Below are 22,686 nucleotides of genomic sequence, written 5' to 3' on the forward strand. Positions count from 1 at the left end.
TATGGGAATACCAGTAAAGCTGGAAGTATTCGAAGGCCCGCTGGACCTTCTGCTTCATTTAATAGATAAGAATAAAATAGATATATACGATATACCGATTGTAGAGATAACGAATCAGTATATGGAATACATCCGGAACATGCAGAAGGAAGACCTCAATGTAATGAGCGAATTCCTTGTAATGGCAGCAACACTTCTGGATATTAAGTGCAAAATGCTGCTTCCAAAGGAAGTGAATGAGGAAGGGGAGGAGGAAGATCCCCGTGCCGAACTGGTGGAACAGCTTCTTCAATATAAGATGTACAAGTATATGGCCTATGAACTGAAGGACCGGCAGCTGGATGCGGAACAGATCCTTTATAAAGTTCCCACAATTCCGGAGGAAGTGATGGGATATGTGGAGCCTGTAGATTTAGACCTTCTTCTGGGTGATCTTACGCTGAAAAAGCTGCACCAGATTTTCAAAGATGTCATGAAGCGGCAGGACGATAAGATAGACCCGGTGAGAAGCAAGTTCGGCAGGATCGAGAAAGAGGAAGTTCCTCTTCCCGTTAAGCTGTCCTATGTGGAAGAATACGCCAGGTCACACAGGAGGTTCAGTTTCCGGCAGCTTCTGGAAGCGCAGAAGAGCAAGATGCATATTGTGGTAACATTCCTGGCAGTTTTGGAATTGATGAAGCTGGGAACCATTCGGGTAGAACAGGAGGAGACATGCGGGGATATTATGATTGACTCGCTGATTTGAAAGGGATGGAAGAAGATATGGAGATAGAAAAACTACAGGGCATTATTGAAGCCATCCTCTTTACGATGGGGGAGTCGGTGGAATTGGGCAAAATTGCAGCGGTGATAGAACACGACGAGAATACGACGAGAAAGATCATACATAACATGATGGACCGTTATGAGGAAGAAAACAGGGGAATCCGGATTATAGAACTGGAAGATTCATTCCAGATGTGTACGAAAAAAGAGACCTACGAATATCTGATCAGGATCGCAAAACAGCCCAAACGGTATGTACTGACGGAGGTTCTGCTGGAGACGCTGTCCATTGTCGCATATAAACAGCCCGTCACCAAGCTAGAGATTGAAAAAATAAGGGGAGTGAAGTCGGATCATGCGGTGAATAAGCTGGTGGAGTTCGGACTTGTTGAGGAAGTTGGACGCATGGATGCACCCGGAAGGCCGCTTTTGTTTGGAACCACGGAGGAATTCCTGCGGAGGTTCAGCGTCCAGTCGCTGGATGAACTTCCTACAATTAATCCGGAGCAGGTGGAACATTTTAAAGAGGAAGCGGAAGATGAGGCTCAGCTGAAGCTGGATATATAGGAATCGGGAGAAAACAGGTTATTATGCACGGCATATGGGCCGTACATAGTAACGAAAATAGTTCTATCGGCGCCATGACCTACATAAATACTAATAACATAGTATGTTATGGAGTGCCTGGACATGATAAAAAGGAAAAGACAGGACGGCAAAGCTGTCCATAAGATAAGGAAACGAATCACAGTGTTTATTTTAATCTGCTGTATGGTTTTCGCGGGAACCGGGGGCAGTACAGTTATGGTGGTTCGCGCAGAGTCGGAAGAGCCGGATAATTTATACGCCCAGTCAGCAGTTTTGATGGATGCAGACAGCGGGCGTATTTTATTTTCAAAAAATGGACAGCAGGAGAAGGCAATGGCCAGCACAACAAAGATCATGACCTGCATACTGGCTCTGGAATACGGAAAACTGGACAGTGAAATGACAGTGAGCTCATATGCCGCATCCCAGCCAAAGGTGCATCTTGGGGCATATAATGGGGAAATATTCTATCTCAGGGATCTGCTGTATTCGCTCATGCTGGAATCTCACAACGATGCGGCAGTGATCATTGCCGAGAACATCGGAGGCAGTGTGGAGGGGTTTGCGGACATGATGAATGCCAAAGCCAAAGAGCTGGGCTGCGGTAATACATATTTTATTACTCCAAACGGACTGGATGCCGCGGACGAAAACGGCAGCCATCACACTACAGCGGAGGATCTGGCGAGGATCATGAAGTATTGCATCATGGATTCGCCGCAGAAGGAGATGTTCCTGGAGATCACCCGGACACCGTCCTACCAGTTTACCGACTGTTCCGGAAAATCCACGTATTCCTGTACAAATCATAATGCATTTCTGCAGATGATGGACGGCGCGCTGTCGGGGAAAACAGGATTCACGGGAGATGCGGGCTACTGTTATGTGGGGGCACTTAGAAGGGATGACCGGACCTTTATCGTGGCCCTGCTTGCATGCGGGTGGCCTAACAATAAAAGCTACAAGTGGGCGGACACAAAGGCTCTGATGAATTATGCGCTGGATAACTATGAGTACCGGGACATCTGGCAGGAAATAGACGCGGGGACAGTGAGGGTTAAAAATGGGATCGATAAGGAGCATCCGTTCCAAACTGAGACAGAAGTTCCCCTGGAAGTTGTAGGGGCAGATCCTAAATGGAGGCTTCTTCTTAAAACCGACGAACAGGTAGAGATGAGCTGGGAGAAGGAAGAGATACTGGATGCCCCTGTAGTAAAAGGCCAGAAGGCCGGCAAGGTTGTATATACTTTAAACGGAGAAAAATTAAGATCTTATGATATAACAACGGTTTCAGGAGTACAGGAAAAAAACTTTAAGTGGTATATAAAAACAGTTTTTGGTATGTATATGTTAAAAAACATCAATTTAAATGATTAATTTTACCACTGGATAATAGGCGGTACTTATGTTAGTATGGATGAAGATAAAAAAAGACAATTAATTTGATAAAATATAAGGAGATGTAACTATGAAAAATTATGAAAAGTACGAAAAAATGTATTTCATGCCGCCTGAGCCATGCTATGACTGGGTAAAAAAGGACTCGATTACGGAACCGCCTGCATGGTGCAGCGTGGATTTGAGAGACGGGAACCAGGCGTTGATCGAACCCATGGGCCTGGATGAGAAAATCGAATTTTTTCAACTTTTATTAGACGTAGGATTCAAGGAAATTGAGGTTGGTTTTCCAGCCGCATCGGAAACAGAATACCAGTTTCTCCGGACAATTATTGAGCAGAACATGATACCGGATGATGTGACGATTCAGGTGCTGACACAGGCGAGAGAACATATTATTAAAAGAACTTTTGAAGCGGTTAAGGGTGCTCCTCATGCTGTAATACATGTATACAATTCCACTTCCGTGGCACAGAGAGAACAAGTATTCAAAAAAGACAAAGAAGAAGTTAAAAAAATTGCGGTCGACGGAGCCAAGTTATTAAAGAAACTGGCAAAAGAGACAGAAGGCAATTTTACTTTCGAATATAGTCCTGAAAGTTTTCCGGGAACAGAAGTTGACTATGCGCTGGATGTGTGCAATGCGGTTCTGGATGTATGGAAGCCCACGAAAAAGACGAAAGCAATCATCAATCTCCCGACAACAGTGGAGAACGCTATGCCTCATGTTTTTGCAAGCCAGGTAGAATATTTCGATAAGCATCTGTTATACCGTGAAAACGTGATTCTTTCCCTTCATCCGCACAACGACAGAGGTTCAGGCGTGAGCGATGCCGAGCTGGGAATTCTGGCCGGAGCAGACCGCATCGAGGGAACCTTATTTGGAAACGGAGAGAGAACAGGCAATGTAGATATCATAACCCTTGCAATGAATATGTTTTCACATGGGGTAGATCCAAAACTTGATTTCACGAATATGAGTGACATCTGCGAAATATACGAGCGCCTCACAAGAATGAAGGTTTCACCACGCCAGCCATATGCAGGAGAACTGGTATTTACTGCATTCTCCGGATCCCACCAGGATGCCATTGCAAAGGGAATGTCATGGAGAGAAGAAAAACAGTGTGATAAATGGGATGTGCCTTACCTTCCGATCGACCCGAAGGATGTGGGCAGAAGATACGACTCAGACGTAATCCGCATCAACAGCCAGTCCGGCAAGGGCGGCGTGAACTATATCCTGAAGCAGAGCTTCGGAATCAGCCTTCCAGATAAAATGAAAGAAGAAGTAGGCTATCTGGTAAAAGACGTTTCAGACAAAGCGCATAAAGAGCTGGATCCTGACTGGGTATATCACATATTCGAAGACAATTACATCAATGCAAAATCCATCTTTACAGTGGATGAATGCCATTTTAAACAGGAAGACGGTATTGTGGCAGACGCTGTCATCCACCATTCAGGCAGCAACCGCCGGATCACCGGCGTAGGAAATGGCCGTCTGGATGCAGTAAGCAATGCCATTAAGCACTATTTTGACATCAGCTACGAACTTGCATTTTACGAAGAACATTCCCTGACAAAAGGCTCCTCCTCAAAAGCGGTTGCCTATGTAGGTGTAATCTGCAACAAAAAGAAATATTGGGGCGTAGGAATAGATGCAGATATTATTAAGGCATCTGTGGAAGCACTTGTCGTTGCAGTTAACAAGATCGAAGAAATCAAGAGCAGCGAATCCAGCAAAGATGAGAGATTATTAGAAATCACCAACTACATTTACGCAAATTATAAAGACGTAACACTGGATGACTTATCAGAGAAATTCTTTCTCTCCAAGCCATACCTCTCCAAATACATCAAAGAAAAATCCGGAATGACATTTGGAGACATCCTAAAAAAGGTAAGAATGAAAAAAGCACGTTCCATGCTTAAAAGCAGCAATATAACCGTAGAAAGTATCGCGGAATCCGTGGGATACCAAAACGTAGAACATTTCAACCGCGTATTCAAAAAAATGTACAACATGACACCCGTGCAATTTCGAAATCGGAAGTAGGGAATGAGCTTGGGAATGAGCGGACGGACGCCGCTGGAACCGGACATAGGGATGGCTGGGGACGGAAGCAGACTGTAAGCTGGAGTAAAGGAAAAAAGAAGGAAACCCGGGGCAACCTGGGGCCAGCACGAGAAGCCCCGATGGCTTCTCGCGCTGGCCCCAGGTTGCCCCGGGTTTCCTTCTTTTTTCCTTTACTCCACCTAACAGCCTGCAAGACGCCTCCAGCCATCCCTATGTCCGGTTCCAGCGGCTGGCGCATCAAGGCGGAAAAGCCCACTTTCGGGAGAATCCTGGCGGGGGAGGTGGATCTTGACTGGCTGCGCGTATATTTAAATGCATAGGTATTTTTATTTTATCCAGTCCCATACGCAGCCCCCGTCAGAATCCCAAACTGCATATTCCTACCTGATCCTTCATTTCTTCCGTCCGGATGAAGCCCAGCCTGTGCGGAATGGGGAGAGGGATGCTGCGGAAAAAAGAGACTGCAAATACATGCAGCCTCAATTTCGCCATTATTGTTCTTCCGCCAGTTTATCCAGTTTCCCGCTCATTGCCCAGAGTATTGCTCCAAGTATGATTACGACACCTGCAACGACTCCATATCCAATCTGGAAGGGAACTGTTTTCAGATATGCGTACAGTGCCGGGTAGATCGTTGTTGCGAAGAATACTGCTATTGGCCACAGGCCGAGCAGAAGTCCCAGTACTTTTGCCGGGGCAAACATTGTGATGAAAGAGTTGCCGAGCGGGGAGAATACCATCTCACCAATTGACATCAGCAGGGATACGAATACGATCCAGATCAGTGCAGCCTGGCCTCCGCCTCTGATTACATCAGCTAATACCATGATTACGAATGAGCATCCTACTAAGATCATTCCCAGTGCTGTTTTCTTGAACATACTCATATCACCTTGCGGACGTTTTGCGAGTTTTGCCCAGACGATCGCGAGCACCGGTCCAAGGACGATACATGTCAGGGCGTTCAGTGAGTCAAAGTATGAAGTCGGAACCTGCCAGCTTCCGATGTACCAGTTTGCATGGTTCAGGAAGTCTGACCCCTCGCCCCATCCGAAGTAAAAGTAAGCAGGCATGTATGCCATATACCATACGACCCAGAATACAATAGAAAAAACGGTTACAAGGATGATGGCCAGGATTCTTTTTTTGTCACCCTTTGTAAGAGGTTTGCTGGATTCTTCTTTTTTCTTGCTGTTGTCAATGAATTTTCTCTGATCATGCTTGAATGGCTTTTTACCGGCATCACCGAGAGACTTCTGGTTGAGTGCGAACCAGAGTGCATCGATGAACAGAAAAATGGCGCACAGCAGGAAAACAGTATTGAAAGTTGTTTTAACGCCTACAAGCCCTGTGATCGGCAGGATGGCGATAAAGGTTGTCCCGATGAAGGAACCGACATTTACAAATGAATACTGAATAGAAAATGCATTGTTCAAATCATCCTTGTCTTCAAATAACAGACCATTTACGCCTGAGAGGTTTCCCTTAAATAACCCGGTACCTAGAGCGACAAGTATGATCATGATCCAGACAAGAGTCATGGAACGGGCCTGCCAGGTACATAGGTATCCAAGTCCCATGAGGGTCATTCCGGCAATGACACAGATTCTTGGGCTGAGCCAATAGTCTGCAATGTATCCTCCTAGGATAGGCGTGATATAGGTGGCTGCCACAAAGAAGGCGGAAGTTGCAGTTGCCTGGGCATCTGTTAAGCCAAGACCGCCTCCCGCTGCATTCGTGGCGATCCAGATTGCCAGTAAGTACTTAACGGTGTAGAACGCGCAGCGTTCGAATGTGAAACCTAAGGCGCATACATAAAAGCCAAATGGTTTCTTCTTTTTTGCTGTTTCCATAATAAAAACCCTCCAATTAGTTTTTAAAGTGAGCACTGTAACAGTGCAAATTGATGAGAATACATACCAGATATCCTCTGTTGTCTAGAAAAACCTCCTCCTTTGTTATAATTTTACTCCGAGGAGATTGTACCATAGTTTGAACTATAGTACAAATAAAACTTTATGCTTAATTAATAAATCTTCACTGGAATTTTATAAGTATTCCTTAGTATTGTGCCATAAACATATTAAATTGCATTACTTCGCGAAAAACAACATAAAGTTCTTGACAAACCTTCCAAATTATGACATTATAATAATAGTAATCATTATTAATATTGAGAGGAAAGAAAGGAGCTGCGATGCATCAGTATACAAAAATCAGGATACCAATTGATCAGGATAACCCCTCCATAATGAGGCAGGAAGATCTGTGTATAAAATGTGGTCAGTGCAGGCGGGTGTGTGAGGAGGAGATTGGGGTAGGAAAACTTTATTCACTGGAGAGCACTGGAGATAAGGCGATCTGCATACATTGCGGACAATGTGCAAATGTCTGTCCGGCAGGTTCAATCACAGAAGTGTACGAGTATCGGGAAATCAGGAAGGCAATAAAAGATCCTGATAAGGTTGTTATATTCAGTACATCACCATCAGTCAGGGTCGGACTTGGGGAAGAGTTCGGAATGCTGCCCGGAAGTTTTGTGGAAGGAGGGATGGTGGCTGCACTCAGGGCACTCGGTGCGGATTATGTGCTGGATACGAATTTTGCAGCGGATCTGACCATTATGGAGGAAGCCTCAGAACTGGTGGAGAGAATTACAGGCAGTAAAGGGGTACTGCCCCAGTTTACAAGCTGCTGCCCGGGATGGGTTAAGTTTGTTGAGACATTTTATCCCGAGGTGCTCCCGCATATCTCCACGTCAAAAAGCCCTATTGGAATGCAGGGGCCTACGATAAAGACCTATTTTGCGGAGCAGAGGGGAATTGATCCAGATAAAATCGTAAATGTTGCCGTTACTCCCTGTACTGCGAAGAAATTTGAAATACGCCGGGAGGAAATGCGGGATTCTGCCGACTATTATTCCAACGAAGACCTCCGTGACATGGATCATGTCATCACAACGCGTGAACTGGCTCGCTGGATGCGGGAGGATGGCTTAGATCTCAGCAGCGTAGGGACAAGTGAATACGATGAATTAATGGGGGAGGCTTCCGGTGCCGGTGTCATATTCGGGAACACTGGCGGAGTCATGGAAGCAGCGGCCCGCACGGCGTATTATCTTGTGAGCGGGACAAATCCTCCGGAAGATTTCCTGAATCTCGAGCCCGTGAGGGGAATGGACGGTGTGAGAGAAGCGGATGTGGAGATCAGCGGTATTCATTTGAAGCTGGCAGTGATCCATGGTACGGAGAACGCGCGAAGATTTCTGGAACAGTGGAAACATGGGGACGTCCATTATGATTTTGTTGAAGTAATGGCATGCCGCGGCGGCTGTATCGGCGGGGGAGGCCAGCCAAAGACGGAGATTCCAATGAGCGATGAAATCAGAAACGCACGGATTTCTTCGCTATATGAAAGGGATGCACACATGAAGCTGAGGCTAAGCCATGAAAATCCCGAAATCACTAAACTTTACAGAGAATTTTATAAGTCTCCGTTAAGTGGTTTGGCAGAGAAGATGCTTCATACGACTTATAGAGACAGATCTAATGATCTAGGGCCGGAGGGAAAAAAGAATCCGGACAAACAGAAATCCCAGGAGCTGGAAAAAGTGGTATTATATATAGAAGAAACAGAAAACATAATTGAGAAGGAGACAGGTATTATGAAAAAATGGAAATGCAGTGTATGCGGATATATTCATGAGGGAGAAAATCCGCCAAAAGAGTGTCCGATCTGTAAGGTACCGGCAGACAGGTTTCAGGAACTGAAAGAGGAAGCGCCGGCAAAAGCACCGAAACCAGCTGGTGCAGCAGGAAAGCCGGCGCCGGGCTCTAAGACAGAAAAAAATCTGATGGAAGCTTTTGCCGGGGAATCTATGGCGAGAAATAAGTATACATATTGGGCGGATGTGGCGAAGGAAAACGGACTGGAACAGATGGCAGCCATTTTCCTGGAGACAGCGGAGCAGGAGCGTGAGCATGCAAAGATGTGGTTCCGTGCATTCCATGGGATCAACGATGTGGAGCAGAATCTGGTGGATGCGGCTGCAGGCGAGAACGAAGAGTGGACCCAGATGTACAAACGGATGGCAGAGGAAGCTAAAGCGGAGGGGTACGATGAGATAGCGGCTAAATTTGAGCTTGTAGCGAAGGTCGAAGCACAGCATGAAAAGCGGTATCTGCGTCTTCTGGAGAACTATAAGGCGAATAAGACATTTGCCGGGGAAGCGCCGCTTGGGTGGAAGTGCAGAAACTGCGGTTATATACACGAAGGGGCCGACGCACCGGAAGTATGCCCGGTCTGCCAGTATCCAAAGGCTTACTTTGAACGTCAGGCACACAATTACTAGTACATCGAAAATAAGTAACTTGCTGTTATGCTGAGGAGGCGGAAAGCAGCAGGGAAGCTGAATAGAATGTAAGAGCCCGGCAGGACTCCCGGGGAGGCGTAATCAGGAAATAATTGATCTACGCGTCTCACGGGAGCTGTTTTATGTTTACCGGACAGTGCATCGTAAAATGATTGTCAAGTAAAATAATCATAAAATTGTAAACAGCAGACTTGTATTGCATGCCCTGAGATTTTACATTTTTATACAAGATATTGTGGTTTTGGCGTTGATCGGAAGAAAAGTATGTGAAAAAAATATCAAATCTTGGATTTTATGAATTGAAATTTTGGGTTAAGTAGTATATACTAGAATAGGCAGAAATTTTGGTTTTATTTCAAACAAATTAAATAATATGGAGGGCTAGATTATGAGCTACAACGCTACAGAAAACTCAGCGAGCAGACGAATTGCCATGCTGCTTGATGAGGGAAGCTTTGTTGAGATCGGCGGTGCTGTTACAGCAAGAAGCACTGATTTCAACTTGCAGGCAAAAGATACTCCGGCTGACGGTGTGATCACCGGTTACGGGGTAATTGACGGTAATCTTGTTTATGTGTACAGCCAGGACGCTACAGTTTTAAAGGGCGCGATCGGTGAGATGCACGCGAAGAAAATCGCCAATATTTATGACATGGCAATGAAAATGGGAGCACCAGTTATCGGGCTGGTTGACTGTGCAGGACTGAGACTTCAGGAGGCTACAGATGCGCTGGAAGCTTTCGGAAGTTTATACTTCAAACAGTCCATGGCTTCAGGCGTGATTCCACAGATAACTGCTGTCTTTGGAATGTGTGGCGGCGGCTTAGCAGTTGTGCCTGGGCTGACAGATTTTACTTTTATGGAGAGTAAAGAAGGAAAGCTGTTTGTAAATTCACCAAATGCTCTGGAAGGCAACATTGATTCTAAGTGTGATACTTCCTCAGCAGAATATCAGAGCAAACATGCAGGTCTGGTAGACGTGATCGGTAATGAAACCGATATTCTGGGACAGATCCGCGCGTTAATCTGTATGATTCCTGCCAATAATGAAGACGATCTTTCTTATTCAGAATGTACGGATGACCTTAACCGTCTCTGTGCTGACATTGCGAATGCCGCAGAAGATACAGGCATTGCACTGGCAGAACTTTCTGATAATCATATTTTCTTTGAGACAAAGAAAGAATACGCAAAAGATATGGTAACCGGATTTATCCGTCTGAACGGCATGACAGTAGGCGCTGTTGCAAACCGTTCTAAAGTATACGACGCCGAAGGCAATGTGGCGGAGGCATTCGATAAAGCCCTTTCTGTAGATGGCTGCAAAAAAGCGATTGATTTCGTGAATTTCTGCGATGCATTTTCTATTCCGGTTCTCACACTGACCAATGTTACAGGATTTGCTGCAACGATGGAATCAGAGAAGAACATGGCAAGAGCAGTTGCAAGACTCACTTATACATTTGCCAATGCAACAGTTCCAAAAGTAAATGTTATTGTTGGAAAAGCTTATGGCAGCGCATATGTTGCTATGAACAGTAAATCTATCGGGGCAGATATGGTCTATGCATGGCCCGAAGCAGAGATCGGTATGATGGACTCCACACTGGCAGCTAAGATTATGTATGCTGATGCAGACGCTGATATTCTCAAAGAAAAGGCGGCAGAATATAAGGCGTTGCAGTCAAGCCCGCTGTCAGCTGCAAGAAGAGGATATGTGGATGCGATGATCGAACCGGCAGAGACCAGAAAATATATAATCGGAGCATTCGAAATGCTGTTCACAAAAAGAGAGGACCATCCGGATAAGAAACACGGTACGGTTTAGTGAGGTGAGGCAAAGTGAAGAAAAAAATCAGTTTATTAGCTCTAGTCTTTCTCCTCATCTTCAGTTTTACAGGATGCGGCAGTAAAGCAAAAGACGCAGCAGAATATGACCAGGCTACATTGCAAAGCTACGCTGACACAATTGTACAGAGTTTCAGCAGCATGACAGATGATGATCTTAACAGATTCGAGGATATGTCAGATTTGGAACTGAATCTGACTTTGATGCAGTCGGGGATTCCGGTTGAAGGAGATAACTTCCTGACTATTATTGAGGCATGGAAGGCTGGCATTAATGAGTGTGGCGCTGTTACCAGTGTTGACAGTTATGAGCTGGCAACCACGAACAGTGGTGCAACACTAACGGCAAAAGCAGTATTTGAAGACAGAAAAGGTGAAATTTCATTTACCTTTGATGAAAAGATGAACATGGAAAGCCTGACGGTCAGTGCAGATTATTCGACAGGCGAGATACTGGAAAAGGCAGGGCTCAATACAGTCCTTGGAATGGGTACTGTATTTGTTGTATTAATTTTCATTTCTTTTATAATTTCTTTATTTAAGTTTATACCTGCTATTGAAAAGAAATTCAGTAAAAAAGCAAACGTAGCCCCGGCCGCACCGGCTGCAGCGCCAATTGCAGCAACGCCGGCAGTACCGCAGGCCGCGGATCATGATGGAGAGCTTGCCGCAGTTATAGCAGCAGCGATTGCAGCGGCTGAAGGCACTTCTACGGATGGATTTATAGTCCGTTCAATCAAGAGAAGAAAGTCAAATAAATGGAGTTAATCAGGAGGATATAAGAGATGAAGAATTATACAATTACAGTAAATGGCAATGTATATGATGTAACCGTAGAAGAAAAGGGCGCAGGCGCGGCACCAGCAGCACCTGTAGCAGCACCAGCTGCAGCACCGAAGGCGGCTCCGGCGCCTGCAGCAGCGGCTCCGCAGGCAGCGGGCGGTATCGAGGTTAAGGCGGGAGCAGCCGGAAAAGTATTTAAAATCGAAGCAAACGTAGGACAGAGTGTTCAGGCCGGAGATGCAGTCGTTATTATCGAAGCCATGAAGATGGAAATCCCTGTAGTAGCCCCAGAGGCAGGAACAGTTGCTAGCATTAATGTAGCAGTAGGCGATGCCGTTGAATCAGGAGCAGTCTTAGCTACATTAAACTAGTTCACCAGGAGGTTTGACAAATGGAATATATTTCAAATACGTTGGGAAACCTCGTGCAGCAGACAGCATTTATGAATCTGACCGTTGGAAATCTGATTATGATCGTTGTTGCATGTGTTTTCCTATATTTAGCAATCAGGCACGGCTTTGAGCCGCTGCTGCTTGTTCCAATCGCCTTCGGTATGTTGTTGGTTAATATCTATCCTGATATTATGCTGCATGCTGAGGATGCTGCTAACGGGACAGGCGGACTTCTCTATTATTTTTATTTGCTCGATGAATGGGCGATCTTACCATCTCTGATATTCCTCGGCGTTGGTGCAATGACAGATTTCGGTCCGTTGATTGCCAATCCAAAGAGTTTCCTTCTTGGTGCAGCAGCACAGTTCGGTATCTTTGCGGCTTACCTGGGGGCTATGGCATTGGGCTTTTCAGACAAAGCAGCTGCCGCCATCTCAATTATCGGAGGAGCAGACGGACCGACATCCATCTTCCTCGCGGGTAAACTGTCACAGACGGCAATTATGGGACCAATAGCTGTTGCAGCATATTCATACATGTCGCTTGTGCCGATCATTCAGCCGCCGATTATGAAGCTGCTGACAACAGAAAAAGAGCGTAAGATTAAGATGGAACAGCTGAGACCTGTATCCAAACTGGAAAGAATCCTTTTTCCAATCATCGTTACGATTGTAGTCTGCGTAATTCTTCCGACAACAGCTCCTCTGGTTGGTATGTTAATGCTGGGTAACCTGTTTAAGGAATCTGGTGTGGTTAGACAGTTAACAGAAACCGCTTCAAATGCACTGATGTATATCGTCGTTATCTTACTGGGTACGTCTGTCGGCGCTACAACGAGCGCAGAGGCATTCTTGAACTGGGATACAATCAAAATCGTTATCCTCGGTTTAATTGCATTTGCATTTGGTACGGCTGCCGGCGTATTGTTCGGTAAGCTGATGTGCGTGGCAACGGGTGGCAAGGTGAACCCATTGATTGGATCGGCGGGTGTATCTGCGGTACCTATGGCGGCCAGAGTTTCACAGAAAGTCGGAGCAGAGGCGGATCCTACAAACTTCCTGCTGATGCACGCAATGGGTCCGAACGTGGCAGGTGTTATCGGTACTGCGGTAGCAGCCGGAACCTTTATGGCTATCTTCGGCGTTAAATAATAATGGAGGACAAATAAATGGCAGAGATTGAAAAGAAACCAGTTAAAATAACAGAAACAGTCCTGCGTGATGCGCATCAGTCCCTGATTGCCACAAGAATGACAACAGAGCAGATGCTGCCTATCGTAGATAAAATGGACAAAGTAGGATATCATGCAGTAGAGTGCTGGGGTGGTGCTACATTTGACGCATCTTTACGTTTCCTGCATGAAGATCCATGGGACAGGTTAAGAAAGTTCCGCGACGGATTTAAAAACACAAAGCTGCAGATGCTGTTCCGTGGACAGAATATTCTGGGATATCGTCCTTATGCTGATGATGTGGTAGAATACTTCGTACAGAAATCAGTAGCTAATGGTATCGATATTATCCGAATATTTGACTGTATGAATGATATCCGCAACCTCCAGACAGCAGTTACAGCATCTAACAAAGAAAAGGCGCATGCTCAGGTAGCGATGTCTTATACTCTGGGGGATGCCTATACACTGGAATACTGGATGGATCTGGCAAAGAGAATTGAGGATATGGGCGCAAATTCTATCTGCGTAAAGGATATGGCAGGACTTCTCTGCCCATATCAGGCAACAGAGCTTGTTACAGCGTTGAAAGAAGCTGTTGATATTCCGATCGAGATGCATACTCATTATACATCAGGCGTGGGTGCAATGACATATCTGAAATCAGTAGAGGCAGGAGCCGACATTATTGATACCGCAATGTCACCGTTTGCACTGGGAACATCACAGCCGGCGACTGAGGTTATGGTCGAGACATTTAAGGGTACACCTTACGATACAGGGCTGGATCAGAATCTGCTTGCTGAAATCGCAGATTATTTCAGACCGATCAGAGATGAAGCTCTTGAGAACGGCCTTCTGAATCCGAAGAACATGGGCGTTAATATCAAGACCCTTCTCTACCAGGTACCGGGTGGTATGCTTTCAAACCTGACTTCACAGTTAAAAGAGCAGGGCGCAGAGGACAAGTTCTACGAAGTACTTGAAGAAGTACCGCGTGTTCGTAAAGACCTTGGTGAACCCCCGCTTGTTACACCATCCTCTCAGATCGTTGGTACCCAGGCCGTATTTAACGTTCTGATGGGAGAACGCTACAAAATGGCAACAAAAGAAACAAAAGACGTATTATCAGGAAAATACGGTGCAACAGTAAAACCGTTCAATCCTGAAGTACAGAAAAAAGTAATCGGTGAGAATGCAGAGGTTATTACCTGCCGTCCTGCCGATCTGATTCCGAACGAGTTGGATACACTGCGTAAAGAATGCGAACAGTGGATCCAGCAGGATGAGGACGTGCTGACCTATGCACTGTTCCCACAGGTAGCAGTGGACTTCTTTAAGTATAGAGAGGCGCAGCAGACAAAAATAGACGCAAAAGTAGCGGATACACAGGACGGAGCTTATCCGGTATAGTGGATGGTATGGGGGCGCAAAGTGAAAGGTGCATCTGCTCCCAGCCGGGGCTGTGTATGCCATTTCAGAATCCGACCCGCTTGCTAAGAATCCGTAAGAGAAAAAACAGGGAACATGGAGGTACTTGCCGCAGTTGGCCCAAAATCTTGATGATTTTGGGCCGCCGGCGGCAACAGAATTTGCCTGGTAAGGCAAATTCTGCCCCCCATGTTCCCTGTTTTTTCTCTAACGGATTCTAACACGCGCTCTACGGATTCCTGAAATGGCATACACAGCCCCGCTGGGAACAGATGCGCCTTTCACTTAGCTGGTGTGCCCCAGGCGGGAGAAGAACCGGCCCGAATGGTAAGCGGACGGGAGTTGCAGATGTTGAAAGAGAGCCGATAGAGTATGCTCTGAAGTTCTGGTTTGCCTTAGAATTCCATAAGCGTATAAATAGTAGTTGAAACATCATAATTTTTTCTATCAATAGGCTATAACACGATCCGTGCAGTCAACTTAATCCGCCGCCCCCGTTAATTCCTCCACGGGATGAAATGTACCTTCCGTTTTGATGCACCAAGCCTGTCGGGAGATGGGGCGGGAACTTCCCTGTGCTTTTATGGAGGCATAGAGAGCGCCTTAGTCTCACTAGATAAAAACCACATCGGATTGGGAGGCTAAACTCTGCTTCGGAAGCAGAGTTTAGCCTCCCAATCCGATGTGGTTTTTATCTAGTGAGACTAAGGCGCTCTCTATGCCTCCATAAAAGCACAGGGAAGTTCCCGCCCCATCTCCCGACAGGCGTCCCCAAAAAAGTATTTTCACCCCAAAAATTTGTATAGATTTTTGTTTGGTGGTATAATATGTTTTATGAATGTTTAAGGAGGTTTTTCATGAAGGTTTCGGAAAGAGTTGACAGTCTCCGACGTTTGATGGAGGAGAAAGGGATTGATGCATATGTGGTGCCGACTGCGGATTACCATCAGAGCGAGTATGTTGGGGAACATTTTAAGGCAAGGGCTTTTATGACCGGGTTTACCGGGTCGGCGGGAACTGCTGTGTTTACAAAGGATGAAGCGGGCTTATGGACCGATGGCAGGTATTTTATACAGGCAGAACAGCAGCTGGAAGGGACCGGCGTGGAGCTGCGCAGGATGGGGGAACCGGGTGTTCCCACTGTAGCGGACTATTTGAAGGCTGTTCTCCCGGAGAATGGTGTGATTGGGTTTGACGGTCGTACCGTCGGCGTGGATGAAGGACAAGTGTATGCCGATATTGCTGCGGACAAAGGCGGGGGTGTGGTTTATGACTGTGACCTTGTAGATACTGTCTGGGAGGACAGGCCGCCTCTTTCTGAAAAAGCGGCATTTATACTGGATATTAAGTATGCGGGAGAGACAGCTGCCTCTAAGCTTGAGCGGGTGAGAGGCGCAATGAAAGAGGCCGGGTCCAATGTCCATATTATTACCAGCCTGGATGATATCGGTTGGCTGCTCAATGTGAGAGGGGAAGATGTGGACTATTTTCCGCTTCTGCTTTCTTATGCGATCATAAAGATGGATTCGGTGGAGCTTTATGCGGATGAGAGAAAGTTCAATGATGAGATAAAGGCGGAATTTACCGGAAATGGAGTTTGCATACATGCATACAATGAAGTTTATGAGGCTGTAAAAAGGCTTGGCGACGGTGATGTGATACTGTTGGACCCAAAACGGATGAACTTTGCACTTTTTCATAATATTCCTAAGGGGGTAAAGACTGTAAAGCAGGAGAATCCTACAATTCTTATGAAAGCCGTCAAAAATGATACGGAAGTTAAGAATATCAGAAATGCCCACATTAAAGATGGCGTGGCGCATACGAAGTTTATGTACTGGCTGAAAAAGAATATCGGTAAGCAGGAGATAACCGAGCTGAGTGCCTCCGATAAACTCCAAGAGTTCCGTGCGCAGCAGGAAGGATTTTTGTGGCCGAGCTTTGAACCAATCTGTGCTTACAAAGAACATGGTGCAATTGTACACTATACCTCATCGCCAGAGACAAATGTTGAACTGAAAGAGGGTGGCCTGTTTTTGACAGACACGGGCGGACATTATTATGAAGGATCTACGGATATCACGAGGACAGTGGCGCTGGGGGAGGTGAGCCAGGTTGAGAAGGATCATTTTACTACAGTTGCCGTTAGCATGCTAAATCTAGCCGATGCAAGATTCTTGTATGGCTGCAGTGGAATGAATCTGGACTATGTAGCACGGGAACCGTTCTGGAGACAGAATCTGAATTTTAATCATGGAACCGGTCATGGTGTTGGATATCTCGGGAATATCCATGAGCCGCCGGCAGGCTTCCGCTGGCAGTTCCGTCCAAATGAGATCCAGCCTTTCGAGGAGAATATGATTATAACGGATGAACCGGGAATCTATATTGAAGGATCCCATGGCATCCGTACGGAGAATGAGCTTTTGGTGCGCAGGGGCGAGAAGAATGAGTATGGTCAGTTTATGTATTTCGAACCGGTCACATTTGTGCCGATCGATCTGGACGCTGTAAACCCGGCGCTCATGACGGAAAAGGAAAAAACGCTGCTCAATGATTATCATAAGAAGGTTTATGAGCTGATAGCCCCTCATTTGACAGAGGAAGAGCAGGATTGGTTAAAAGAATATACGAGAGCGATTTAACAGCAAAAGCCCTGCATGGAAGTAAAAACTGCCTGTGCGGGGCTGTGTTGTTACAATGAACTCCTCCTTGCAATCAAAATCCCAGTATTGTATAATCAGAATGTTAAATTATAAAACAAGTATATTCTGCCCAAATTGAATGAGAAAATGAGAAGAGGAACTGCCGTGAGTGAAAATAAGTTAAGCACAAATGAGAATAGTACGAATGAACTGCTGCTTAGAATAGAAGAAAAGTATAAACGCCTCAGCAAAGGACAGAAAAGGCTGGCGGAATATGTATGCCAGAATTACGATAAAGCCGTCTTTCTGACTGCTGCAAAACTGGGGGATATTGTAGGCGTGAGTGAGTCCACGGTTGTCCGTTTTGCAACGCAGCTGGGATATAAGGGGTATCCGGGCTTTCAGAAAGCCCTGGAGGAGCTGGTGCGCAACAAGCTGAATTCTATCCAGAGGATGGAAGTGACCTACGGAAGAATCAGCCAGTCTGAGATTCTTGCTACTGTGCTGCAGTCGGATATAGAGAAGATCAAGCTGACGCTTGCGGGGATAGACCAGAAGGCGTTTGAACTTGCCATTGATACGATTCTGAAAGCAAAGAAGATTTATGTGATCGGGATACGGAGCTGTGCTCCTCTGGCTGCATTTTTGACGTTTTATCTGAATTTGATCTGTGACAATGTGACGGCAGTCAATACGAACAGTTCCAGTGAGATTTTCGAGCAGCTGATCCGGATCGATCAAAATGATGTGATCATAGGAATCAGTTTCCCACGGTATTCGATGCGTACATTAAAGGCGCTTGAATTTGCGAGTAACCGCAAGGCGAAGGTTATCACGCTGACGGACAGTGTTCATTCCCCCATGAATCTCTATTCTTCCTGCAATCTGATCGCCAGGAGCGACATGGCCTCCATCGTGGATTCGCTGGTTGCACCGCTGAGCGTTGTGAATGCGCTCGTGGTTGCGCTCTGCATGAAAAAGCAGAAAGAAGTAGTTGCCACTCTCGAGACGCTGGAAAAAATATGGGACGAGTATCAGGTATACAGTGGTGATGAGCTGAACCATGTCAGCAGTTCTATGCCGGGTGGAAAGGACACGGAAGGTAGTGGGGATGAGTAAAGTACTGATAATCGGGGGCGGCGCGGCAGGAATGATGGCGGGCATATTTACGGCCGGAAACGGACACGAGGTCCGCATATATGAAAAAAACGAGAAATTGGGGAAAAAGCTTTTTATTACAGGAAAGGGCAGATGCAACTTGACGAATGCCGGAGAGATAGAAACTCTTTTTTCTTCGGTTCGAAGCAATCCTAAGTTTTTATACAGTGGATTTTACAGTTTTACGAATGAGCAGGCAATCGAGTTTTTTGAAAAACTCGGGGTGAGAACAAAAGTGGAGCGTGGGAACCGGGTATTTCCGGAATCGGACCATTCTTCGGACGTGATTTCTGCGATGAGCAGAGAGTTGAAGCGGCTGGGAGCCGGGATTTATCTGCACGCGGAGGTGAAACAGGTACTGGCTGATGAGGGACATTTCACGGGTATCCGCCTTGCCGATGGTAAGACTGTATCGGCAGATGCGTGTATCATAGCGACGGGCGGGATCTCCTATCCTTCGACGGGATCTACCGGGGATGGATACCGGTTTGCGCGGGAAGCGGGGCACAAGGTAACTGCACTCTACCCGTCTCTTGTACCAATGGAAGTAAAGGAGGCATTTATCCCTGCACTTCAGGGATTGTCACTTCGGAATGTTAATGCCGTGATTTATGATGGGAAAAAGAAAGTTTATGAAGAATTCGGCGAAATGCTGTTTACTCATTTTGGCGTGAGCGGGCCGGTCATCATTAGTGCCAGCAGTGTGATAGGTAAACTTCTGGGAGAGAGGAAACTCCGGCTTTCCATTGACCTAAAGCCGGCATTGTCTGCAGAGCAGCTGGATCAGCGTGTGCTCAGAGATTTTGAAGAAAACAGGAATAAGCAGTTTAAGAATGCAGTAGATAAGCTGTTTCCGGCAAAATTAAAGCCGGTCATGATCGACAGGAGCGGCATCGATCCGGAAAAAAAGGTCAACGAGATCAGCCGGGAAGAAAGGCGTCAATTTGTTGCGCTGATCAAGGACTTTGATATGACGCTCACAGGACTGCGGGGGTACAATGAGGCGATTGTCACGAAAGGCGGCGTTGATGTCCGGCAGCTTGATCCTGGAACGATGGAGTCTAAACTCGTAAGCGGACTTTATTTTATCGGGGAAGTGGTTGATCTGGATGCACTGACCGGCGGGTTTAACCTGCAGATCGCATGGTCTACCGCCTATCTGGCGGGAAATGCGGTACGTTGACGAAAAAGGAAGGCATGGGGAGGAAAGAAAGAATGGGATATAATGTGGCAATTGACGGGCCGGCAGGGGCAGGCAAGAGTACGATTGCAAAACTTGTAGCTAAGAAAAAAGGGTATATCTATGTGGATACCGGAGCGATGTACAGGGCACTTGCACTCTGTTTTCTGGATGCAGGCATTGCACCCGGGGAGACACAGCGGATGATCAGTGTGTGTGAGGATGCAGTTGTAAGTATCAGATACGAGAACGGAGTACAGCAGGTCTATTTAAATGGAAGAAACGTGACTTCCAGAATCAGGGAAGAAGCCGTCGGCAACATGGCCTCTGTGAGTTCTGCAGTCCCACAGGTGAGAGCGAAACTTCTCGAGCTGCAGAGGGAATTGGCTGAGAAGGAAGACGTGATTATGGATGGCCGTGATATCGGCACGAACATTTTGCCCCATGCTGATGTTAAGATATATCTGACCGCGAGCGTAGCCACAAGGGCAAGGAGACGGTATGATGAGCTCCGGGAAAAGGGAGAAGAATGCGATTATGAAGAAATAGCCCGTGATATCCAGGAACGGGATGAAAGAGACATGAACCGGGAGACGGCGCCGCTGAAAAAAGCGGAGGATGCTGTCCTTATCGACAGTTCTGAGATGACAATCGAGGAAGTGGCTGCAGAGATTATACAATACTGCAGATAACAGGAAGGAGCCGATTTCTTTTATATTTCTGCAGGAAGTATATGGAAAAGAAAAACGGAACACAGACATATTTGGAAAAGGAGCAGAGAAAAGATGAAAATAGTACGGGCGAAAACGGCCGGATTCTGCTTCGGTGTGAAGCGGGCCGTGGAAACGGTATACAAAGAGCTTCAGGAGGAAGCGGGCAGCGGCCCTCGGATTTATACTTACGGTCCTATTATCCACAATGACGAAGTGGTTAAAGATATGGAGAAAAGAGGGGTGAAGGTGCTGCGGACAGAGGCGGAACTGGAATCTTTGACAGAGGGAACAGTCATCATACGCTCCCATGGCGTTCCGGAGTATATTTATAAAAAAATGGAAGAGCAGGGGCTTACGGTGAGAGACGCAACCTGTCCCTTTGTCAAGAAAATTCATAATATTGTGCAAAGAGAGAGCAGGGCGGGCAGCTACATTGTAATTATCGGTAATCCGGAACATCCTGAAGTGCAGGGAATCAGGGGCTGGGCGGGAGATCATGTGACAGTGGTGCAGAACGAAAAGGATGCGTCCGACTTTGTTCCAAATCCGGGAATGAAGGTCTGCATTGTGGCGCAGACGACATTTAATTACAATAAATTTCAAGATTTAGTTGAAATTATCTCCGAAAAGAGTTATGATGTAAGTGTTTTAAATACAATCTGCAGTGCAACAAAGGAGCGTCAGAATGAAGCGGGGAGTATTGCAGAAGAGGTGGATGCTATGATCGTGATTGGTGACAAACATAGTTCCAACACCCAGAAGTTATTTGAAATATGCCAGAAAGCATGTAAAGATACGTACTATATACAGACACTTGACGATTTGGATTTGAATCAATTAGGGTCAGTGGAAACAGTAGGTATTACAGCAGGGGCATCCACGCCCAACAATATAATTGAGGAGGTTCAAAATAATGTCAGAATTATCTTTTGAACAAATGTTAGACGAGTCATTTAAAACAATTCACAACGGAGAGGTAGTTGAGGGTACGGTCATTGATGTAAAGCCAGATGAGATTATCCTGAATATCGGATATAAGGCAGACGGTATCATTTCAAAGAATGAATATTCAAACGACCAGTCAATTGACCTTACTACTGTAATTTCAGTAGGGGATCCTATGACTGTAAAAGTTCTCAAAGTAAATGACGGCGAAGGACAGGTATTACTGACTTATAAGAGACTTGCTGCAGAGAAGGGGAATGAGAGGCTGCGCGAAGCTTTCGAGAACAAAGAGGTTCTGAAGGCTACTGTAACTCAGATTCTTGGCGGTGGATTATGTGCAACAGTTGATGAAGCACGTGTATTCATACCGGCAAGCCTGGTATCTGATTCTTATGAGAAGGATTTAAGCAAATATGAAGGCCAGGAGATTGAGTTTGTGATCAGCGAATTCAATCCAAGGAGAAACCGCGTGATTGGTGATAGAAGGCAGTTACTAGTGGCAGAGAGGGCAGAGAAGCAGAAAGAGCTGTTTGCGAAGCTGCGCGTTGGAGATACAATCGAAGGAACGGTTAAGAATGTAACAGATTTTGGTGCATTTATTGATCTTGGTGGAGTAGACGGATTGTTACATATTTCCGAGATGTCCTGGGGAAGAGTAGAAAATCCGAAGAAAGTATTCCAGGTTGGAGATGTTGTAAAGGTTTTGGTTAAAGATATCAATGATACAAAGGTTGCGCTCAGCCTGAAGTTCCCGGAGACGAATCCGTGGGCACATGCGGCAGAGGATTTTGCCGTAGGTACGGTTATCAATGGAAGAGTGGCACGTATGACAGACTTTGGCGCTTTTGTTGAACTTGCGCCTGGAGTTGATGCACTTCTTCATGTTTCCCAGATTTCCAGGGCACACGTTGAGAAGCCTTCCGATGTTCTTTCGATCGGACAGGAGATTACAGCCAAGATCGTAGACCTGAATGAGACTGATAAAAAGATCAGCCTGAGTATGAAAGCGCTGGAGCCGGATGCACAGGAAGCTGATGCAACAGAAGAGTAAGAATACCATATGTGCATGCGCAGTGGTATTTAGAGCAGGTACGGAGATGGTATACCCGCAGGGCACCCCGTAATACATGCCCTTCGGGCGGGTCTGCAGCCTAGCTGCAGAATAATGTATAAGAAAAGGATAGGGGCTTAGAAAGTCTCTATCCTTATTGTATAAG

General features: G+C 46.1%; 18 protein-coding genes. 16 read left to right on the forward strand and 2 right to left on the reverse strand.

Annotated elements, in window-relative coordinates:
• Window position 1 precedes the first annotated feature (1 nt).
• The 4 genes from MWG26_RS10845 (at window position 2) to MWG26_RS10860 (ending at window position 4,810) form a co-directional block, all read left to right on the forward strand.
• Window positions 2-745 carry a segregation and condensation protein A gene (locus tag MWG26_RS10845; protein WP_025657546.1) on the forward strand — a complete coding sequence of 248 codons (744 nt, stop codon included), beginning with the start codon at window positions 2-4 and terminating at the stop codon, window positions 743-745.
• A 17-nt stretch (window positions 746-762) separates the two neighbouring features.
• Window positions 763-1,332 carry an SMC-Scp complex subunit ScpB gene (gene scpB, locus MWG26_RS10850; RefSeq protein ID WP_025657545.1) on the forward strand — a complete coding sequence of 190 codons (570 nt, stop codon included), beginning with the start codon at window positions 763-765 and terminating at the stop codon, window positions 1,330-1,332.
• Window positions 1,333-1,455: 123 nt separating this feature from the next.
• A complete protein-coding gene (locus MWG26_RS10855) occupies window positions 1,456-2,730 on the forward strand; it encodes a D-alanyl-D-alanine carboxypeptidase family protein (RefSeq protein ID WP_025657544.1) in 1,275 nt (424 codons plus the stop codon).
• A 91-nt stretch (window positions 2,731-2,821) separates the two neighbouring features.
• Window positions 2,822-4,810, forward strand: a complete 1,989-nt coding sequence (locus MWG26_RS10860; RefSeq protein ID WP_025657543.1) for a 2-isopropylmalate synthase — start codon at window positions 2,822-2,824, stop codon at window positions 4,808-4,810.
• Between the two features lie 378 nt (window positions 4,811-5,188).
• Here the strand turns inward: MWG26_RS10860 and MWG26_RS22720 are convergent, their stop codons facing one another.
• Window positions 5,189-5,323, reverse strand: a complete 135-nt coding sequence (locus MWG26_RS22720; protein WP_275891944.1) for a hypothetical protein — start codon at window positions 5,321-5,323, stop codon at window positions 5,189-5,191.
• Window positions 5,323-6,684: a peptide MFS transporter gene (locus MWG26_RS10865; RefSeq protein ID WP_025657542.1), complete on the reverse strand. Its 1,362-nt coding sequence runs from the start codon at window positions 6,682-6,684 to the stop codon at window positions 5,323-5,325. Before MWG26_RS10865 ends, MWG26_RS22720 begins: the two co-directional genes overlap by 1 nt.
• A gap of 344 nt (window positions 6,685-7,028) precedes the next feature.
• On the opposite strand from MWG26_RS10865, the gene rbr reads away from it, so the two are divergent.
• From rbr to rpsA, 12 genes are all read left to right on the forward strand, one after another.
• On the forward strand, window positions 7,029-9,182 hold the full coding sequence (rbr, locus tag MWG26_RS10870) for a rubrerythrin (protein ID WP_117441365.1): 2,154 nt from the start codon (window positions 7,029-7,031) through the stop codon (window positions 9,180-9,182).
• Window positions 9,183-9,591: 409 nt separating this feature from the next.
• Complete coding sequence (locus MWG26_RS10875; protein WP_025657541.1) at window positions 9,592-11,031, forward strand: acyl-CoA carboxylase subunit beta; 1,440 nt, start codon at window positions 9,592-9,594, stop codon at window positions 11,029-11,031.
• Between the two features lie 14 nt (window positions 11,032-11,045).
• A complete protein-coding gene (locus MWG26_RS10880) occupies window positions 11,046-11,819 on the forward strand; it encodes an OadG family transporter subunit (RefSeq protein WP_025657540.1) in 774 nt (257 codons plus the stop codon).
• A gap of 17 nt (window positions 11,820-11,836) precedes the next feature.
• Window positions 11,837-12,205 carry a biotin/lipoyl-containing protein gene (locus tag MWG26_RS10885; protein WP_025657539.1) on the forward strand — a complete coding sequence of 123 codons (369 nt, stop codon included), beginning with the start codon at window positions 11,837-11,839 and terminating at the stop codon, window positions 12,203-12,205.
• 20 nt (window positions 12,206-12,225) lie between these two features.
• Window positions 12,226-13,377, forward strand: a complete 1,152-nt coding sequence (locus tag MWG26_RS10890) for a sodium ion-translocating decarboxylase subunit beta (protein WP_025657538.1) — start codon at window positions 12,226-12,228, stop codon at window positions 13,375-13,377.
• A 17-nt stretch (window positions 13,378-13,394) separates the two neighbouring features.
• Window positions 13,395-14,810 (forward strand): oxaloacetate decarboxylase subunit alpha, encoded by a 1,416-nt coding sequence (locus tag MWG26_RS10895; protein ID WP_025657537.1) that lies wholly within the window; start codon window positions 13,395-13,397, stop codon window positions 14,808-14,810.
• An 875-nt stretch (window positions 14,811-15,685) separates the two neighbouring features.
• Complete coding sequence (locus tag MWG26_RS10900) at window positions 15,686-17,473, forward strand: aminopeptidase P family N-terminal domain-containing protein (protein WP_025657536.1); 1,788 nt, start codon at window positions 15,686-15,688, stop codon at window positions 17,471-17,473.
• A 165-nt stretch (window positions 17,474-17,638) separates the two neighbouring features.
• Window positions 17,639-18,592: a MurR/RpiR family transcriptional regulator gene (locus MWG26_RS10905; RefSeq protein ID WP_330641649.1), complete on the forward strand. Its 954-nt coding sequence runs from the start codon at window positions 17,639-17,641 to the stop codon at window positions 18,590-18,592.
• Window positions 18,585-19,814: a BaiN/RdsA family NAD(P)/FAD-dependent oxidoreductase gene (locus MWG26_RS10910; protein ID WP_025657534.1), complete on the forward strand. Its 1,230-nt coding sequence runs from the start codon at window positions 18,585-18,587 to the stop codon at window positions 19,812-19,814. Before MWG26_RS10905 ends, MWG26_RS10910 begins: the two co-directional genes overlap by 8 nt.
• Window positions 19,815-19,846: 32 nt before the next feature.
• Entirely contained in the window at window positions 19,847-20,503 is a 657-nt protein-coding gene (gene cmk / locus MWG26_RS10915; protein WP_025657533.1) for a (d)CMP kinase, read from the forward strand.
• A 93-nt stretch (window positions 20,504-20,596) separates the two neighbouring features.
• On the forward strand, window positions 20,597-21,457 hold the full coding sequence (gene ispH, locus MWG26_RS10920; RefSeq protein ID WP_025657532.1) for a 4-hydroxy-3-methylbut-2-enyl diphosphate reductase: 861 nt from the start codon (window positions 20,597-20,599) through the stop codon (window positions 21,455-21,457).
• The gene (gene rpsA / locus MWG26_RS10925; RefSeq protein WP_025657531.1) at window positions 21,438-22,520 is read left to right on the forward strand and encodes a 30S ribosomal protein S1; all 1,083 of its coding nucleotides are present in this window, start codon (window positions 21,438-21,440) and stop codon (window positions 22,518-22,520) included. The genes ispH and rpsA overlap by 20 nt, the downstream gene beginning before the upstream one ends.
• The last annotated feature ends 166 nt before the right edge of the window (window positions 22,521-22,686 follow it).

Source organism: Faecalicatena contorta (assembly GCF_022835095.1).
GTDB classification, from domain to species: domain Bacteria; phylum Bacillota; class Clostridia; order Lachnospirales; family Lachnospiraceae; genus Faecalicatena; species Faecalicatena contorta.

What these genes read in the sequence shown, in the direction of transcription:
- MWG26_RS10845 (WP_025657546.1), top strand. Translation starts at nt 2, where the DNA reads ATGGGAATACCAGTAAAGCTGGAAGTATTCGAAGGCCCGCTGGACCTT.
- scpB (WP_025657545.1), top strand. Translation starts at nt 763, where the DNA reads ATGGAGATAGAAAAACTACAGGGCATTATTGAAGCCATCCTCTTTACG.
- MWG26_RS10855 (WP_025657544.1), top strand. Translation starts at nt 1,456, where the DNA reads ATGATAAAAAGGAAAAGACAGGACGGCAAAGCTGTCCATAAGATAAGG.
- MWG26_RS10860 (WP_025657543.1), top strand. Translation starts at nt 2,822, where the DNA reads ATGAAAAATTATGAAAAGTACGAAAAAATGTATTTCATGCCGCCTGAG.
- MWG26_RS22720 (WP_275891944.1), bottom strand. Translation starts at nt 5,323, where the DNA reads ATGGCGAAATTGAGGCTGCATGTATTTGCAGTCTCTTTTTTCCGCAGC.
- MWG26_RS10865 (WP_025657542.1), bottom strand. Translation starts at nt 6,684, where the DNA reads ATGGAAACAGCAAAAAAGAAGAAACCATTTGGCTTTTATGTATGCGCC.
- rbr (WP_117441365.1), top strand. Translation starts at nt 7,029, where the DNA reads ATGCATCAGTATACAAAAATCAGGATACCAATTGATCAGGATAACCCC.
- MWG26_RS10875 (WP_025657541.1), top strand. Translation starts at nt 9,592, where the DNA reads ATGAGCTACAACGCTACAGAAAACTCAGCGAGCAGACGAATTGCCATG.
- MWG26_RS10885 (WP_025657539.1), top strand. Translation starts at nt 11,837, where the DNA reads ATGAAGAATTATACAATTACAGTAAATGGCAATGTATATGATGTAACC.
- MWG26_RS10890 (WP_025657538.1), top strand. Translation starts at nt 12,226, where the DNA reads ATGGAATATATTTCAAATACGTTGGGAAACCTCGTGCAGCAGACAGCA.
- MWG26_RS10895 (WP_025657537.1), top strand. Translation starts at nt 13,395, where the DNA reads ATGGCAGAGATTGAAAAGAAACCAGTTAAAATAACAGAAACAGTCCTG.
- MWG26_RS10900 (WP_025657536.1), top strand. Translation starts at nt 15,686, where the DNA reads ATGAAGGTTTCGGAAAGAGTTGACAGTCTCCGACGTTTGATGGAGGAG.
- MWG26_RS10910 (WP_025657534.1), top strand. Translation starts at nt 18,585, where the DNA reads ATGAGTAAAGTACTGATAATCGGGGGCGGCGCGGCAGGAATGATGGCG.
- cmk (WP_025657533.1), top strand. Translation starts at nt 19,847, where the DNA reads ATGGGATATAATGTGGCAATTGACGGGCCGGCAGGGGCAGGCAAGAGT.
- ispH (WP_025657532.1), top strand. Translation starts at nt 20,597, where the DNA reads ATGAAAATAGTACGGGCGAAAACGGCCGGATTCTGCTTCGGTGTGAAG.
- rpsA (WP_025657531.1), top strand. Translation starts at nt 21,438, where the DNA reads ATGTCAGAATTATCTTTTGAACAAATGTTAGACGAGTCATTTAAAACA.